The sequence below is a fragment of the Nostoc sp. ChiQUE02 genome (assembly GCF_034531305.2).
Taxonomy (GTDB): Bacteria; Cyanobacteriota; Cyanobacteriia; order Cyanobacteriales; family Nostocaceae; genus Nostoc.
Genome location: NZ_JAVRBN020000018.1, coordinates 1 through 16,465, shown reverse-complemented (window position 1 = coordinate 16,465; position 16,465 = coordinate 1). Strand labels below are relative to the sequence as shown.

17 protein-coding genes are annotated in these 16,465 nt (G+C 40.5%); 11 read left to right on the top strand and 6 right to left on the bottom strand.

Annotation, left to right across the window (positions count from 1 at the left end; translation table 11 throughout):
* Nucleotides 1-7: 7 nt before the first annotated feature.
* A complete protein-coding gene (locus tag RM347_RS19205) occupies nucleotides 8-253 on the bottom strand; it encodes a hypothetical protein (protein ID WP_094327534.1) in 246 nt (81 codons plus the stop codon).
* Nucleotides 254-439: 186 nt separating this feature from the next.
* Here RM347_RS19205 and RM347_RS19200 point away from each other — a divergent pair, with 186 nt between their 5' ends.
* A complete protein-coding gene (locus RM347_RS19200) occupies nucleotides 440-661 on the top strand; it encodes a hypothetical protein (protein WP_322721249.1) in 222 nt (73 codons plus the stop codon).
* A 138-nt stretch (nucleotides 662-799) separates the two neighbouring features.
* On the opposite strand, the gene RM347_RS19195 is transcribed toward RM347_RS19200, so the two are convergent.
* Nucleotides 800-2,314, bottom strand: coding sequence for a TonB family protein (locus tag RM347_RS19195; protein ID WP_322721248.1), 1,515 nt, complete (start codon nucleotides 2,312-2,314; stop codon nucleotides 800-802).
* A 342-nt stretch (nucleotides 2,315-2,656) separates the two neighbouring features.
* Between RM347_RS19195 and RM347_RS19190 the strand changes: the two genes are divergently transcribed.
* Together RM347_RS19190 and RM347_RS19185 are read left to right on the top strand one after the other, a co-directional pair.
* Nucleotides 2,657-3,310: a MotA/TolQ/ExbB proton channel family protein gene (locus RM347_RS19190; RefSeq protein ID WP_322721247.1), complete on the top strand. Its 654-nt coding sequence runs from the start codon at nucleotides 2,657-2,659 to the stop codon at nucleotides 3,308-3,310.
* Nucleotides 3,294-3,698 (top strand): ExbD/TolR family protein, encoded by a 405-nt coding sequence (locus tag RM347_RS19185; RefSeq protein ID WP_322721246.1) that lies wholly within the window; start codon nucleotides 3,294-3,296, stop codon nucleotides 3,696-3,698. Before RM347_RS19190 ends, RM347_RS19185 begins: the two co-directional genes overlap by 17 nt.
* Before the next feature lie 156 nt (nucleotides 3,699-3,854).
* Here RM347_RS19185 and RM347_RS19180 read toward each other — a convergent pair whose 3' ends face one another.
* The gene (locus RM347_RS19180; protein ID WP_322721245.1) at nucleotides 3,855-4,610 is read right to left on the bottom strand and encodes a thioesterase II family protein; all 756 of its coding nucleotides are present in this window, start codon (nucleotides 4,608-4,610) and stop codon (nucleotides 3,855-3,857) included.
* 400 nt (nucleotides 4,611-5,010) lie between these two features.
* On the opposite strand from RM347_RS19180, the gene RM347_RS19175 reads away from it, so the two are divergent.
* The 3 genes from RM347_RS19175 (at nucleotide 5,011) to RM347_RS19165 (ending at nucleotide 8,093) form a co-directional block, all read left to right on the top strand.
* The gene (locus tag RM347_RS19175) at nucleotides 5,011-6,747 is read left to right on the top strand and encodes a sensor histidine kinase (RefSeq protein ID WP_322721244.1); all 1,737 of its coding nucleotides are present in this window, start codon (nucleotides 5,011-5,013) and stop codon (nucleotides 6,745-6,747) included.
* A 128-nt stretch (nucleotides 6,748-6,875) separates the two neighbouring features.
* Nucleotides 6,876-7,400 carry a DUF937 domain-containing protein gene (locus tag RM347_RS19170; protein ID WP_322721243.1) on the top strand — a complete coding sequence of 175 codons (525 nt, stop codon included), beginning with the start codon at nucleotides 6,876-6,878 and terminating at the stop codon, nucleotides 7,398-7,400.
* Between the two features lie 138 nt (nucleotides 7,401-7,538).
* Nucleotides 7,539-8,093, top strand: coding sequence for a pyridoxamine 5'-phosphate oxidase family protein (locus RM347_RS19165; protein ID WP_322721242.1), 555 nt, complete (start codon nucleotides 7,539-7,541; stop codon nucleotides 8,091-8,093).
* 526 nt (nucleotides 8,094-8,619) lie between these two features.
* Here the strand turns inward: RM347_RS19165 and RM347_RS19160 are convergent.
* Entirely contained in the window at nucleotides 8,620-9,045 is a 426-nt protein-coding gene (locus RM347_RS19160) for a nucleoside deaminase (RefSeq protein WP_322721241.1), read from the bottom strand.
* A gap of 88 nt (nucleotides 9,046-9,133) precedes the next feature.
* Between RM347_RS19160 and RM347_RS19155 the strand changes: the two genes are divergently transcribed.
* Nucleotides 9,134-9,925, top strand: a complete 792-nt coding sequence (locus tag RM347_RS19155; protein WP_322721240.1) for an ion transporter — start codon at nucleotides 9,134-9,136, stop codon at nucleotides 9,923-9,925.
* A gap of 244 nt (nucleotides 9,926-10,169) precedes the next feature.
* Here RM347_RS19155 and RM347_RS19150 read toward each other — a convergent pair whose 3' ends face one another.
* Both RM347_RS19150 and RM347_RS19145 read right to left on the bottom strand, forming a co-directional pair.
* Nucleotides 10,170-12,143: a tetratricopeptide repeat protein gene (locus tag RM347_RS19150; RefSeq protein WP_322721239.1), complete on the bottom strand. Its 1,974-nt coding sequence runs from the start codon at nucleotides 12,141-12,143 to the stop codon at nucleotides 10,170-10,172.
* A gap of 3 nt (nucleotides 12,144-12,146) precedes the next feature.
* Nucleotides 12,147-13,373, bottom strand: a complete 1,227-nt coding sequence (locus RM347_RS19145) for a site-2 protease family protein (protein WP_322721238.1) — start codon at nucleotides 13,371-13,373, stop codon at nucleotides 12,147-12,149.
* 729 nt (nucleotides 13,374-14,102) lie between these two features.
* On the opposite strand from RM347_RS19145, the gene RM347_RS19140 reads away from it, so the two are divergent.
* The 4 genes from RM347_RS19140 to RM347_RS19125 form a co-directional block, all read left to right on the top strand.
* On the top strand, nucleotides 14,103-14,246 hold the full coding sequence (locus RM347_RS19140) for a hypothetical protein (RefSeq protein WP_322721237.1): 144 nt from the start codon (nucleotides 14,103-14,105) through the stop codon (nucleotides 14,244-14,246).
* A gap of 259 nt (nucleotides 14,247-14,505) precedes the next feature.
* Nucleotides 14,506-14,685 carry a hypothetical protein gene (locus RM347_RS19135; RefSeq protein WP_428850583.1) on the top strand — a complete coding sequence of 60 codons (180 nt, stop codon included), beginning with the start codon at nucleotides 14,506-14,508 and terminating at the stop codon, nucleotides 14,683-14,685.
* A gap of 693 nt (nucleotides 14,686-15,378) precedes the next feature.
* Nucleotides 15,379-15,891, top strand: a complete 513-nt coding sequence (gene fldA, locus RM347_RS19130; RefSeq protein ID WP_322721236.1) for a flavodoxin FldA — start codon at nucleotides 15,379-15,381, stop codon at nucleotides 15,889-15,891.
* A 170-nt stretch (nucleotides 15,892-16,061) separates the two neighbouring features.
* On the top strand, nucleotides 16,062-16,465 hold a 404-nt coding region (locus RM347_RS19125), incomplete at its 3' end, for a response regulator transcription factor (protein WP_428850579.1).

Sequence of the window (16,465 nt, the reverse complement as noted above, 5' to 3'; positions counted from 1 at the left end):
GCGTTAATCAATTTAAATCGATGTCACTTTTGTAAGACATTGCTCTGGGTTTTGCTTTGTGAGATGTTGGCTGGGATTTCTTAGGCGGTTGGGGAGGCCGACATCTCTCACAATATAAAGGTCGAGGGCCAAAAGTCTCGCGCTTTGTCAGATCGTTACACTCTTTACAGACAAATTGAAAAACACGAGTATGAATCTGTCTTTTGTGCGCCCTGACAGTATATTCCCTAACATCAATGAATTTACTTGCCATAATCAGGATTGTGAATTGCAGTCGTATCAATGTCCTATCAATATAGCTATTCAAGCAAATCAAACTGCATCAGTGTGTGTTTATGTAGAAGTTTTATTCAAATCAGTGAATTTGACGCCTAGCATAAAGCGCAGATGAGCAACTTGATAGTTAGCTATTGACTATCCTCTCAGCATATAATTGGTGATGAGCAAACACTACTACCATTTCTTAGGTGCAGGCGATTTTCATTGCCCTCATCAGAGAAATCGGGGATGGGAAAGTGCAGGATTATTCACTTCCACTTCTATTGATTGGCAAATCAAGCGATCGCCAGTGTGTCTATTTGCCCATCATAAAATTACCGCACTCCTAACCCCTCTTCCTCATGGTAGAGGGGTGATGCCTAACGAAGCCATTCCTGTCTAAAGAACAACCGCCTCCTAAAAATAGGAGGCGGTGTGCGATCGCTAATCAAAGGATGAATAAGTTTAGTCAGGACTTTAGTCCTTGATTTGAGCGCTTTAGCGCTCACTACAAACCCAGCAAACTTAACTTGACAGACTACTACTGCTGACTAGGTGCAGCCGGTTGCGATTGAGGTTGTTGGCGTAAACGGCGTAAAGAGTCTCGCAACTTATTTTGGCTAGCGTTATCTCTTCGCCGCCGTCGATTTATAGTTGGTTGTGGCTTTTGTGATGAATTACTACCCGCTCGTTCACTACGAATACGGCGTAGAGATTCTCTTGCAGTTCCTTGAGTGCGAGTTGTCCTAGCTCCAGATGATGAGTTTGTAGTAGTACTTTCCCCTCTTTGAGGTTCTAGTCGCCGACTAAATCCAGATATTGCTGGTCTTGTGGCTCTAGCTTCATTAGATGAGGGTTGCAACTCTCTGCGTCTACGTTTTGGAGTTTCCCCTGTGGAGTTGGCAGCCGTTGTCTGCTGGGTTCTCTCTTGTGCTTGTCTTTGTGTTTTTCGTTCTTGAACTTGCCGATATCGTCGTGAACCTTGTATGGCAAATTCAGTGGCTATAGATACCCCTTGTCTACCACCTTCTGTGGGTTTTAATTTCCAGTCACGCGCTTGTCTGGCAGTTTCTTCATCTAATTCTCGGTTTCCACTGGAACGAGCAATCCGCACATTGGTAACATTGCCTTGTGCATCAGTATCTACAGCTACTTCTACTCTGCCTTCAACTCCTCGCCGTCTTGCTGCCTCTGGATATTTGGCATTACATTCGCGGCAGGCTGCACGACCATTACCATTACCTGAACTGTTAATTTTTGGAGGTGTAGGTGCTGTTGCTACTGTGGGACGGTTTCCTGTTCCACTGCCAATTCCACTGCCAGTGCCACTACCAATGCCGTTACCAATGCCACTGCCAGTACCACTGCCAGTTCCACTACCAATTCCACTGCCAATGCCACTACCAATGCCACTACCAATTCCACTGCCAATGCCACTGCCAATACCGCTACCAGTGCCAGTGCCAGTTCCACTGCCAATGCCACCTCCAGTGCCAGTGCCAGTTCCTCCGCCAGGGCCAGTACCGCTACTTGTACCTACAGCAATACCGCTACCTGAACCTAAACCAACACCAGAACCGCCACCGCCACCACCACCGCCACCGCCACCCGCCGAACTTGCTTTGGAATCTCCAGATAGAGCTGATTGTGGAATAGGTGCAGATTTCACAGCAACTTCTGGCTTGGTCACAATTGCTTTTGGCGGCGTATTTATCGGCTGTGGCTTCTGAGCGATCGCTGTAATCTGTTCTTGCTGCTGAATTTTTTCTACTGGTGGAGTTTCTATAGGCTGTTTTTGGATAACTTCTGGTTCTTTTTTTATTTCTTCTGGAATCTCTGCGATTGGTTTTTCTGGTTCCGCAGTTGGAGAATCCACGATCGCCAACTCTATTGGTTCTTCTTCCCCTGTGGGGACTCTCGTCAAATAATTACTTATGCCTGAGGACAGTACGCCGATATGCAGCGCCAGTGAACCTATTAGACTGTAAGTCAGAAAAGACTTGAGAGCCTCAACTTCTTTGGAACGTTGCTCGACAGTAATGCCGGAAAAGCTCATAGCTATTGCTACCTATTCTCACTAATTTAGTCATCTTAGAATGCCAGGTTACAAATATCAAGTAAAAAATTAAAATTACTTGGGATAGCCTTACGGAACCCTGCGCTAGCAAAAATATCTTTTGAAACCACTACTATCATGGTTTTTGGACAAAATTAATTTTTGTTGCAATCTAATTAAATTAATTTATGTAAAACAAACGAACAAGTAAATAAAAATCATCAGCATTACATTTGAAAAATTTATCATTATATTTTATATTTTATTGAGAAAAAGTTTCAGCTTTTGTCTAGATTCTGGTAGTCTGATTTTGTATTGTGGATGACGTTATAGAGGCACTACATGGGAATTCAAGGTTTGTTTGCAGCAGGCGGTGTGGTCATGTGGCCCCTGTTGGCGTTTTCGGTATTGGGTGTGGCACTAATCATCGAACGGATCAGGTTTTGGGTAAGGATTAATCAGCGTCAAAACCGGGTGGTGCGAGATGTTTTGAATCTCTACCGTCTCGATAATGTTGTCGGTGCAATGGATAAACTTCAAAAAAACGCAGATTTGCCACTCGCTCGGATTTTTCTGGCGGCTTTAGAATTAGAAGAGCCAAATCCGGAGGAATTTCGTTTGGCGTTAGAAAGCGAATCGCAGGCTGAGATCCCTGTGTTAAAACGTTTCCAAAACCTTTTCGAGACAATCATTAGTCTGGCACCACTGTTAGGTCTTCTCGGTACAGTATTAGGATTGATAACCTCCTTTGCTTCCCTAAATCTTGGTGACGTAGGAGGTAGCAAAACGGCAAGTGTTACGGCTGGGATTAGTGAAGCCCTAGTATCAACAGCATCAGGATTGATAGTTGCTATATTCATACTCATGTTTGCCAACACCTTCCGGGGACTATACCAACGGCAAATTGCACTAATTCAGGAGTATGGGGGACAGCTAGAATTACTTTACCGCCGTCGCTATGAACGAGGAGAAAAAACTTATGCGTCTACCAGATGAACCAGAACTTCCCCTACAGATCAACATCGTGCCGATGATTGACGTGATTTTTGCAATTTTGACATTTTTCATCATGTCAACTCTGTTTTTAACGCGTTCAGAAGGTTTACCAGTAAATTTACCTAAGGCCACTACAGCGAAACAACAGCAAGTTCCCACTAGAATTACCATTACGGTAGATGAAAAAGAACAGGTAAGCCTGAACCGTAAACCAATTGCAGTTGATGATTTGACAGCGCAAGTGCGTACTCTAGTCGGTTCTAACCCAGAAGTGTTAGTGATTATTAATGCTGATGAAAAAGTTGATTATGGTCGGGTGGTGGCTGTGATGGATCGGGTACGTCAAGTTGAAGGGGCAAAGTTAGCGATCGCTACCCAAAGACAATAAGTATAAGTATTGCTTATTTCGATATTTTCAGATGTTTTGAACCAGCTTAATGAACATCTGCTTCAAATCCACCATTTTGAACAACAGTAGTAGCCAGAATTAAAGGAGACTCTATATTCTGGCTCTTAACTCCAAAATCCTTCTTAGCAATGTCTACTACGAGCTGCGCTGACGCATCTGCAATTCTTGAGATATAAGTTTAAATAATAATTGTTGGTGTGAATGGATAAAAAAGTGGTCACCGTTGAACTCATGTAATGCAAAAGCAGCGATTGTCTGCTCTCGCCATGCTTGCAGAGCCTCATGACTAATGTCTTGGTCTTGCAAACCACCAAAAACAGTAATAGGACACTCCAGTGGCTGTTTTTGAGCATAAATATAAGTTTCCAGAACGGCAAAATCTGCCCGCAAAATGGGGAGGAATATCTGCATCAGTTCGTCGCTTTCTAACACTGCTTTGGGTGTACCGTTAAGACTGCGTAGCTCCTCCTGCAAATCAGGGTCTGATAAGACGTGGAGGGGTGGTTTGGTTAACGGGATTTGCGGGGCGCGACGAGCAGATATAAAGAGGTGAAAGGGAGCAAGACTATACTGAGAGCGAAGTAGACGGGTCAACTCGAAGCTAACTAATCCGCCCATACTGTGACCGAAAAAGGCGAATGGTTTATCTAAATATGGTATTAGAACAGGAGCGATCGCTTCAACAAGAGGTTCTAATCGCGTTAAGGGTGCTGACTTAATCTGTCTTCCCCGCCCTGGATATTCCACAGCACAGACTTCAACATTACTAGGTAGATTATTAGGCCATGTCCGAAAAATTGCCGAGCTACCACCAGCGTAGGGGAAGCAGAATAAACGCAAGTTGGCTTGAGGATTTGCTTGGGGACAGATAACCCAGGAATTGAAGGTCATTTTTTTTACTCGCAATTTATTTCTCTACTATATAAATCCGGTTTGATTATTGAAAATGTTTTACAGCGGTTTTCATTCATTTAGACCATGTATTTGGAAATCTTTAATTAGAAAACTTGGCGTTGCAGAGAAAACGGGATGATTTGGCAACTTCTAAAATTCCCCCCCTGCTTGCCTCAATTCATCCCACTGTTCTGCAACGCCGAAAACTTAGTGGGTATTTAGTAGGCAGATACTTCTAATATTCATAATTTCAGTATTTTTTACTAGGGTAGAAAAATGCAACTTTTGATAGACTAAGAGCGCATTTTGTATCAAATGTGTTCTTACTCACTTGCGGCTGGATTTCTTGTTTTTGATGAAAAAACACCTCATAAAAAATTCAACAGCGAGTTGTACCATGATTGCGACACCGGAATTAACATACTTTAACTGGGTTAAACAAGGATTCCACCAGCTTAGTATTCGGCAAAAAATTTTTTGTGGGTACGGTCTGGCTTTGGGAATTGCAGTTTTGGGAACAACGGCGGGGTTGGTAATAGGCGATCGCTATTTCCAACAAGCCAAACAACAGATGACATTGGTAGATGAACAAGGAAACTTGTTAAGTAGTTTGCAAGGCGAACTGTTAGAAATACAGATCCGCCAGCAAGAAATAGTGCCTTTTTTGCAGCAGCAGCAAGCGTTGCAAAAGGGAATTTCTGATTTCAAAAGAGATCTAGCGGAAGCCGAAACGTTGCTTTCTCAAGCACAAGAATTTAGTCAAACTAGTTCGCAAGAAGATTTACAAGCTCTGCTCACAAAGCATAACAGCCAGATAGCCGGGTATCTTGAACAACTCAAGGCACTGATTCGGCAAATTTTGCCATTAAGTTCACAGCCAGAGGGAGCTATAAAAGCACAGCAATTAATCTCGAAATTCAGTCAAAGTCAGGATGCTCTCAATTTTTATCAATTTGCCCATGAGTTAACCGACTTTGCCAAAACCCTTCAAGAACGCCAAAAGGAGGCTAATCTAGCCCAAGAAAAGGCTGCACTCATGCAAGCTCAGATTATTATTGGTAGTATGCTGCTGTCAGTGGCGATCGCAGCTATGCTGGCTTTCTACACAAGTAAAATCATCGCTTATCCCATTAACGCAGTCACGAAAATTGCCCAAAGAGTTACCCAAGAAGCTAATTTTGACTTGCAAGCACCTGTAATTACACAAGATGAAGTTGGGGCCTTAACTAGCTCCTTGAATCAACTTATCCAACAGGTGAAGCACCTTCTAGAAGAACAACAAGCCGAGGCCCAAGTTAGACTCATTCAAAGTGAGAAAATGTCTAGTTTAGGAAGGATGCTGGCTGGTGTCGCCCACGAAATTAATAATCCGATAAATTTTATTTCTGGCAACCTCGTACACGCGAAAACCTATACTGAAGACCTATTAGCGTTGCTACAAACATATAAAGCCGAAGTTACTCAGCCTTCCGCGGCGGTGCAAACACTAGCAGAAGAAATTGATTTGGAGTTTCTGGAAGGAGATTTGCCAAAACTCTTTAACTCAATGACGCTTGGCGCTGACCGCACGCGAGAAATTGTCCGGAGTTTGAAAGATTTCTCTCGTTTAGATGACGGGGAAGTGCAGTTAGTAGAGTTACACGCTTGTCTAGATAGTACACTGTTGATTCTGAACAATCGCCTGAAAAATGGGATTAGCCTTGTTCGCAACTATGGAGAGATTCCACCGATTCCAGGCTATACAGGTTTACTTTATCAGGTATTTATGAATCTTCTCAGCAATGCCATCGATGCATTAGACGAAAGATTGGCTGAGAATCCAGAATTTCCCGCTGAAATTACTATTATCACAGAGCACTGGCAGAATGATTTAGCGATCGTGCGAATTGCAGACAACGGCTCTGGTATTTCACCAGAAAATCAGAAAAAGATATTTGAAACATTTTTCACAACCAAACCACGAGGTATTGGTACGGGTTTGGGGCTAGCGATCGCATATCAGATTGTGGTAGAAAAACATCAGGGTAAAATTACTTGCCAATCTGAGTTAGATCGAGGAACAGAGTTTGCGTTGGCTTTGCCCACCGCAGGTATCGCTTTACCGATTACTCATCCTTCAGCTAGTAGCTTTTAAAATTTTATTCGTTCATTATGAAGCTCGTGTGTTCTAATCTTTTAGTAGACTGAGGCAAGTCTGCCGATACATCAAGACTCCAAGCCAGTTTTGGCAAGCTTTTTGAGAACAAAGGAAAAAACAAACTTATGGGACTTTTCGATCAAATTCTCGGTGCCGTTGCTAATCCCAATCAACAGGGCAGTTTAGGACAACTGGGAAGTATTGTTAACACTGTACAGCAGTTGAGCGATCGCACTGGCACAGACCCATCTACCATCCAATCAGTTTTGTCAATAGTCGGTGGTCAAGTGCGTTCTGCTTTACAACAAAAGCAAGCCACAGATGGTAATGAAGCCGCACAAACTCTAGTCAATCAATATGCTGGGACTTCTCCTAACCCCCAAGCCGTCAACTCGCTTTTTTCTCCTCAGATACAACAGCAGGTAGCTCAAGTTGCTGCCCAGCGCACTGGGTTGGATGCTGGGATGGTTCAACAATTGCTGCCTTTAGCAGTACCTTTAGTACTAAATTTTTTGCAATCAGGTGCCAATGCCCAAAATCCCCAAGCTGGCGGAAATCCTGTACTGAATTCCTTTTTAGATGCTGATGGCGATGGTGATGTCGATATCGCTGATGCCATCCAAATGGCTAGTCGCTATATGAGACAGTAATAGTTTCCCCCTACTCCCCACTCCCTTATCACAAGCCGTTTGTCATTAGACATCGGCAATTAGGCCTTGCTAGATTCTTAGCTAGGACATAGGCTGAGAACATGGGAAATTTGCAAGCAAATATAAATCAGACAGTCTATGTCTAAATTTTTTGACTGTATTACTGAGGAACTGCAAGACTTTATTGCTGCCCAACACATTTTCTTTGTTGGCTCTGCACCTTTGAGTCCTACGGGTCATGTTAACCTGTCTCCTAAAGGCCTGGACTGCTTTCGTATCCTCTCTCCCAATCGGGTAGGTTACGCAGACCTCACAGGTAGTGGTAACGAAACATCAGCCCATTTGCAAGAAAATGGGCGGATAACCTTCATGTTTTGTGCCTTTGAAGAACCCGCATGTATCCTGCGTCTTTACGGTCAAGGAAGCACGATTTTACCGAGTTCTCCAGACTGGAACTCCCTATACTCTCTGTTTTTGCCAATACCTGGAACTCGTCAAATTATCGTCGCTGACATTGAACAAGTACAGACCTCCTGTGGTTTTGGCGTACCACTCTATGAATATCGAGGTCAGCGCCAGACTCTAGTAAACTGGGCTAGTAAAAAAGGCGAACAGGGAGTTCGAGAATATCAACAGCAGAAAAATCTTGTCAGTATTGACGGTTTGGCGACACCACTGAGTAAATTACCCTAACTTTGCCTCACGGAAGGGAGAAGACCGCGTTCATTGGTGTCAACTGAACGTGAAAGCCAATCTAAACATAGCTTTGAGAGATTGCCTCGTTACCAGACTCTGGCTGGGAATGCCTACTAGGAGGCTGGGAATGCCTACTAGGAGGCTCCGCCTTTTTTTTTGCGAGCCGTAATGAACAGCATTTCCAGCCTCTGACTGGAAACGAGGTTTAATCAACCGAGTTAGTGGAATCTCTTACAAAATGAAAATTGATTTTTAAACTGAAAGTTTGTCGCTTATGGGGTGGGTATTTTAATGCCCACCCTACTTTAGTGCCTAACCATCTAAACGACATGATTCTACTTTATTGATGAGCTTTGCACCTATTCTTTCATAAAACTTAATCCCACGTTCGTTAGATACGATTAACTGAGCTTTAATATCGAGAACGAGTAACCTAATTTTGTGAGGTTGGATCAAAACAAAATCGCGTTACTTTTATTAAATATGAAACAGCTTACTACAGAGTGAATAAAAATTTTATAGCTTATTTAAATAACTCCAAACATTCATTTTTTAAAACATGTTTTGTGACTTTGATATTCCTAAATGACTTAGCGATCACCTCTTCGCAAGATATATTAATTTGTGATTGATTTACCGAAATTAAATCTTGAATTGAAGCACCATATACAATTTCTGATAAACCACTCCAAACACAAGCAGTTGCACACATTGGACACGGTTCGCCAGTTGTATATATGCTATAACCTTCTAAAGAGGGGTTTTTAAGTTTAGCTGTTAAAGTACGAATGACGTTGATTTCCGCATGAGCGGATGGATCGTTGTCTCTCCTTACAGTATTATGAGCTACAGCAACGACTTCATTAACTTTAACAATCACTGCACCGTAAGGCGCATCGCCTTCTTTTGCTTGTGCCAATGCTAAACGCATAAAATATTCTGGGTTCATATAAGCTGAGGTTAACATAAGGATAATCGTTAATAATATCGTATTTCTAATGTTATAACTGGGAATTAAGAAGTATTAATGGTCGAATATGTTATTGAGCAGACAAGAAACAGAATTTTACTTAGAAGACCTAGAAACACCAATAGGTAAAGCTATTAATTTAACACTTGCATCTTTGGTGCTAATATCATCAGGAATTTTTGTGGCAGAAACATATAATATTCCTGATGATATGCGGTTTGATTTGAATGTAGCTGATACTGCGATCGTCATCATCTTCGCCGTGGAATATTCACTCCGTCTCTGGAGTGCGGAAAACAAAATTAAGTATATTTTTAGCTTTTATTCGATTATTGACTTAATGGCAATTTTACCATTTTTTCTTGGAATGGTGGATATTAGCTTTATTCGCCTACTACGATGGTTTAGGATTTTACGATTAATTAGATTTATCGATAGAAAGTTTTTATTTGCCAGTATCAGCACCGAAGATGGCATGATTTTTGCGCGAATATTATTTACATTATTTGCAATTGTTTTTATTTACTCTGGTTTAATTTATCAAGTCGAGCATCCGGTTAATCCTCAAAATTACGGTACATTTTTGGATGCCTTTTATTTCTCTGTTGTCACAATGACAACTGTAGGATTTGGCGACGTTATTCCCATTTCTGAATTAGGGCGCTTACTAACAGTACTGATGATTTTTACAGGAATTGCACTGATTCCTTGGCAAGTTGGGGATTTAATTAAGCGAGTTGTGAAAACTGCTAATCAGGTAGAAACAGTTTGTTCAGGTTGTGGTTTGGCTTTCCATGATCTAGATGCTGGGTTTTGTAAAAGGTGCGGGACTAAGTTACCTAGTTGCAGGGTTGATTGAGATGCGATCGCACCCCAGTCTAAGTACCTGTAGTGGCGGGGCACAGCTAAAATAGTGCAATATAAAATTTGTATTTTTCCTAAAAAATAAGGTTTTACTACAATTATATATTGCATCAATTTAGTCTTGTCACGCCACTACGTATATTTCAAAAATTAAATATGAGTCCTATATCAATGCTGACGTAATTGGCGGGACTAGTGATAAGTCTTGTGAGTTTTTAATTCTTCCAAGTTAAAAGTTTTTACTTGCCAAGACTAGATAAGCTCTTCTCTACTTCAGCACGATCTGGAGCATTGGGATCAAGGCTCAGATAAGTTTGGAGATCATGAGAAGCAGCATTAGACTGGCCTAAAGTAATTAACAAGATTGCTCGGTTCTGATAGAGGTCTGGATTGTTAGGTGATAAGGATATTGCAGTATCCAAATCACTCAAAGCTTGCGTCAGTTGTCCCAGTTCATAGTGAAGTGTCGCTCGATTTGCTAGTAATAAAGGCTGCTCTGGATCTAAAGCAAGTGCAGCATTATAATCTAATAAAGCATCATCAAGATGTCCCCATGCCTCAAAAGTTTGAGCGCGACCAATAAAGGCTGAAGTGAGGGTAGGTTGTAAATCAAGAGCAACTGAATAAGCATTGATTGCTTCTTTTAGAAGACCTTTTAAATAATAGCAATGTCCCATATTCATCCATACTTCATAGTATGGTGGACTAAGGTCAATAGCTTGCTGATAATCATTCAAAGCATCATCAAGATAACCCATTCGTTGATAAACATTACCACGATCATTGTAGTACTCTGAATAGTTAGGATCGGCAACGAGTGCAGATGTGAAGTAAGTAACTGCTTGTTCGAGTTCACCCATCGCTGCATAGACTTGAGCAATGTTATAGTCCAATACAGAGCGATGTAATCGATGTTGACCCCGATTTAAATGGTTTTTGAATTGTTCAATCGATAACTTGCAAAGTTCGACTGCTTCCTGTGAGCGACCTTGACGATGCCGGACAAGTGCTAAACCGTTGAGATCGAAAGCAGTCATAAAGTGTCTATCATCAGATGGAATATCTGCGGTAGGTTCTGCCAAGATACTCAAACTACGATTGAGATACTCTTCAGCTTGGGCATGATCGTGTTTGGGAAGAAACCGAGTATGAAACATTGCCATTATGTAGTAAGCTCGGACTAATTGAGCTGGTGTATCAATTTTGAGAATAGCTTCTTGTTGAACAATTTGATAAGCTTTGTCAATATCACCTGTAGTTGCATAACAGTTAAAAAGATTCCCAACTATATTCCATCGCATATTATTATCTGTTCCACAAAGGTGGTCAAGTTGAGTGGCGACAGGTTCACAATAGACTAATGCATCTTCATAAAAACCTTGGTGATTATAAGTTCCCAGCATTCTTGCTTGCCAGATCAATGCTTTTTGGGGTTGGTCGCTTTGTAACCAGTAGGAAATCAGCCGCGCCCCATGAATTTCAAGTTCAATAGGATCTCTACCAATCTGTTCTTCCAACTGTTGTGCCAGTTGGGTAATTTTGACTTTGGAAATTACTATTTCTGGTGATTGTGGTAATTGTAAAGTTATCTTCTGTGCTAAAAACTTCCTATCTAAGTGAGCAATGGCAGTTTCACCAGTATTAGGAGCAGTTACAAAGACTAAACTTAAGTTTAGTTTCTGTCCCCGACGACGAATGAGTTCAGCAAAAAAACGGCGTACCAAAAATCCGGCTTGCTCATAATAATTGCAAATAATCAACCAAGGAGAACCATCGGTATAATCATACCAAGAATCCAATAGCTCAATTAGCCCATGTATAATCCGATAAGCTCGATCTAAAGGATAATTACGTACCCTTTCTTCATCAATAGAAGTGTCTGTCAAATTGGGATTTCGTACTGAGATTTGACGCCTTAAAGCAGGGAGAATCATTGCTAATTCATAGCTATGTTTGGCAATCAAATGTGGTGCAGATTCTTGAATTTTTGGCAAAAGTTGACTTAACCATTCATTTAACCCAGCCCATAATCCATCTGATTGGGGCTGACACGATAGTAGCCAAGTTGTTGCTTGATTTTCTTGAGCTACTTGTAACCAGTGCTGTAAAAGTTCTAGCCTGGAACTACCCGGTTCTGCTTCTAGCAAAATCGCCGCTCCTATCTGTGGTTGTTCTAAAATAGTTCGATTAAAAGTATTATGATAGTAATCCATAAATTATCTCCTTTTAGTAAGACGTAAACTATTAATCCAAAGCCAAAAACCAATACCTTGAATGACAAAAAAGAGCAATCCCATTACTAAGGCATCGGTGAAGGCATAAGGATTAGACTGATATCCTGCACTCAACGTGCCTAAGAGTAGGGAAGCATAATTCCACATTGTTGGTAGAGCAATGAAGATAAGCGACCAAAATGCTGCAATATGACCGAAAACATAGATGAGAGCGTAACAGCGAATTACGCGCATCTCGCTTTTGGGAATATACGACTGGTCAGTAGTATGTGAAAATCTAAGTAATCGAAATATTTGGTTTTGCAAGAAAACCTTTGTATCCTTCATCAGACTTCTACATCGAAAAAAGTTAGCAATGACGTAGTAAAAATCAGTCCGAACAAAGAAATAACATTGCCAAAGTAGACCCAGTAGATAACTCAGCACAACTGCCTGCGTTAGGTGTAAAGCAATGGGATGCATCACTAGCCATTCCTGCTTTTGAGCAAACAAAATCAGGAGCAAGATAGAAGCTAATACAACGTCTAGCAATGGCCCTGCAAAAAACGGTAGATATCGCTGATTGCGAGGAACTCCCCATACCCCAGTCATATCTGTCTCTGCTACAAGTATCCAAAGGCGATGACTGAGTCTTAATTGGCAAGAAACACCTACTGCTTTTGCAGCTATTAAATGTGCCATCTCATGTAAAAATACTGCAACAACATTAATTACAGTTAAAATCAACGTCATCAGAGTGACATTTTCTGTAAATAGAAAGGCTTTATATCCTGGCACAATGGACGGGTCAAAACTAACAGCAATTAAAGCCATAGTTAGCACTAAACCGCAACCGATTAGGACTTTCTTACTAAATATTTTTTGGGCAAAAGACTGCGGAATAAGAGTAAAATGATTGATTTGCTTCGGTTGGTTAGTATGTGTTAAAGAAAGTGTTTTTTTAGAAGATAAGATACTAACAAAATCATTTTCTTCTAAAACCTCTAGAAGACCCTCTATATCTGGTACTTCATTATATTTCTGCTGGTAAAGCCACTGTGCCTGTCCAATCGTTTGACCAGCAGCCAAATAGTCTAGTAATTCTATTGCATCATCAGGTAATACTAGAAAAATATTAGTATCTACTCGTCCAATGATGAATTCCTCTCCTTCGGGTTGACGAGTAAATGGATAAATAGAAACCAGAGCGTTGGCAGGATATTTTGTCACGTTAAGGTTATTTGATAACGTTAATATAAAAATCAACAGTCAAGGCAGAGGGTAGGAGGTTCATTTTGAATACTGTTCTCTGCCATGACCGAAGGAACTTGGGTTTGAATTACCAGAACTTCTGTGCAGTCTCAAATCAGGAGGGTTTCAATCCACTTTTGACTTGTTTCTTTTGCCCTCAGCAAGACAGCATGGCTGCTTTTTGTAATCAGTTGCTGCTAAGAGGAGACCGCTTTCAAAAGATACCAGCTGTCATAATCCAGATCCACGCTATACAACGAATAAACTCGAAACACATCTGGTAACTTTTTTTAGGGCAAGTGCCTAATCAAAATTACCAGCAGCTACTACATATCCAGCAAACATAGGCAGCTGCTCTGGTCGTTCTTAATGTCTCAACTTCACGAATGACAAATTTTTTCATTGGTTTTGGTTGAACAGATTCTACAGTTTTCATGGTTTCATCCTTTTGAGTCTTGACGAGTAAATGTGTATTGGTTTAGCAATTGCAATGCTCTTTATTTCAAATAAAGAGTGGCATTATTTCATATTTAAATAAATTCCTGATAACAGTACTTTATTTTGAGAAATTACTTCTAAGCCGTTTGCATAACAATCACTACCACCTTTAGGTTGATGAAGAGAGGAAAATTACAAAGTGTTTTTTGTAATCTTCCTCTCTTTCTGTTTTAAATATATAGAGCAATCGGGTAAAACTAGGGGAAGCAATTGAAATATGCCAGAACCAATAGAACAGAGTTGTTCACCTTAGAGGAGCAAAGCGATGGCTTGTCTGCGACACGCTACGCGAACGCCAACACCAAGGGCGAACGCCTGCACTTAGAGCGTTTTTTGAAGCAGGCAAAGCTTTGATAGAATTACGCGTTCGTCTTTGATGTTACCGGAGGCATCGCAGATTCTATCGCTCAACGCACAAAACCTTTGATCTAGATTTGGTTACAATCGTTATCGTTCCTCTCAATTAGTCGATGCAGCAATTGTTGTGGACATTTTACCAACAGCAGAAGGGCAAGTTCGACAATCTCATTAACCCTTACTTATTAATAAAGATTTTCGTGAATAACATAAATTAATAGATGTACGGAATAATTTTTTCTGTTCCATCATCGCTTTGAACCAGTCAAATAGACCTACAACTCCGAACTCAGGGGATGTTAATAGTCAGCATCTGGTTAACCCACTTGTTTGTTTGGGAGATGGTCATGATAATGTATGGAATTTAGTCAAAGAGTTTGCGATCGCATCAGTCGTGTGTATTTCAGCGCGTTGGAGGAGTCGCAGCGAAAGTTGAACCACCCTTAGTTTTTAAATATACTGCTGTAGTATTAGTTCTCTTGTGACAACCAACAGTTAAATGTGCGATCGCTCGCCTTAAAGAAGCGATTAGTTGAGGGTTGGTAATCCAACTGGTTTGTTTGACTCAAAGTTAGATATGGCGACGAACGATTGATTACTTTGCTCGCGCACTGTATGAGAATCGTGGATACCAACAGGCGGGCATTGATGAGTACAAACTTAATGGAGTAAATCCTAAATCAGATGAATATACCCAAATGAAATCAACACGAATGAATTTATGTCATTAGGCATAAACTATTCTCAACCTATTGGATAGATGAAGCTTTCTATTAATTTATTTAAGCTTAGTTGTATTACAGATTGATACTTGTTTTGTGTTATTAAGATTAATTTTATGTAGTTTTGTTGAATTTTTTGTATTTAAAGATAAACAGAAAAATTCGTTACATTAAGCTGAGATGGTATTTATAAGTAAAATAGGAATTAGAGTATATTACATCACTATTAAGCTTAAGTACATGGTAAGTAAATATTTTTGAAATAACGTAGAATAAAAATTTTTATTTACTTTTTCAATGCCTTTTACAATGATTGTAATAAAAATTTAATTATTAGCTAGCTAACAATTAATTATTACTAAATATTTTAATTGAAATAATTTTACAAATACATAAAAGGAGTAAAAATGTCTAATATTGGTTTATTTTTTGGTACTCAAACAGGCAATACCCAAACTGAATCAGAAATAATTCAGAAGGAGTTTGGTGGTGATAGTGTTGTAACTTTATATGATATTTCACAAGCTGAACCAAGTGATTTCAATAACTACGATTATATCGTTGTTGGTTGTCCTACTTGGAATGTTGGAGAATTGCAAAGTGATTGGGAAAATTTTTATGATGAGTTAGATAACATTGACTTCATCGGCAAAAAAGTTGCTTATTTTGGTCCTGGAGACCAGGTTGGTTATCCTGATACATTTCAAGATGCCCTCGGTATTCTAGAGGAAAAAATTTCAGAAAATGGTGGTGAAACAGTTGGCTATTGGCCTACAGAAGGTTATGAATTCAGTGAGTCTAAAGCTGTTCGTGATGGTAAATTTGTAGGTCTTGCCCTTGATGAAGATAATCAATCCGATTTAACAGAGGAGAGAATCAAAGCTTGGGTTACACAATTGAAGCTAGAGTTTAGTTTGTAAAGCTTTATTCACTAAAATGCTTGTTATCTAATTAGGTAAGTTTGAGAATACTTTGCCCGTCTCAAAGATGAAACTGCGCGAGAGAAACTACTGAAAACCATTCTCTAAAACATAACTTGCTTCGGGTTGCCTTTGAAATACTTGGCTCAATTGCCTGAAAAATAGGTTTTATGAAACTGCTTATTGTTGAGGATGATCAAGATACGGCGGCTGCTCTCACCACTTCTCTGGTAGCACAGCAGTTTACAGTTGATACCGCTAGTGATAGTCGATCGGCACTAGAGTTAGCTGAGGCAACAGAGTATGACCTGATCGTGCTAGATGTCATGCTACCCGATGAGAATGGAATTCGTCTGTGTCGCCAACTAAGGACACAGAATCAGCAAGAGCCTATTTTGCTGCTCACAGGGAAGGTTGATCCGGCAGATAGAATAGCAGGCTTTGAGGCAGGAGCAGATGACTATATTACTAAACCCTACGAGCTATCAGAACTGCTAGCTCGGATTCGGGCATTACTGCGACGAGGCAGCACAGTATTAACCAAAGTACTCTGCTGGGGTCAGTTGCAGCTCGA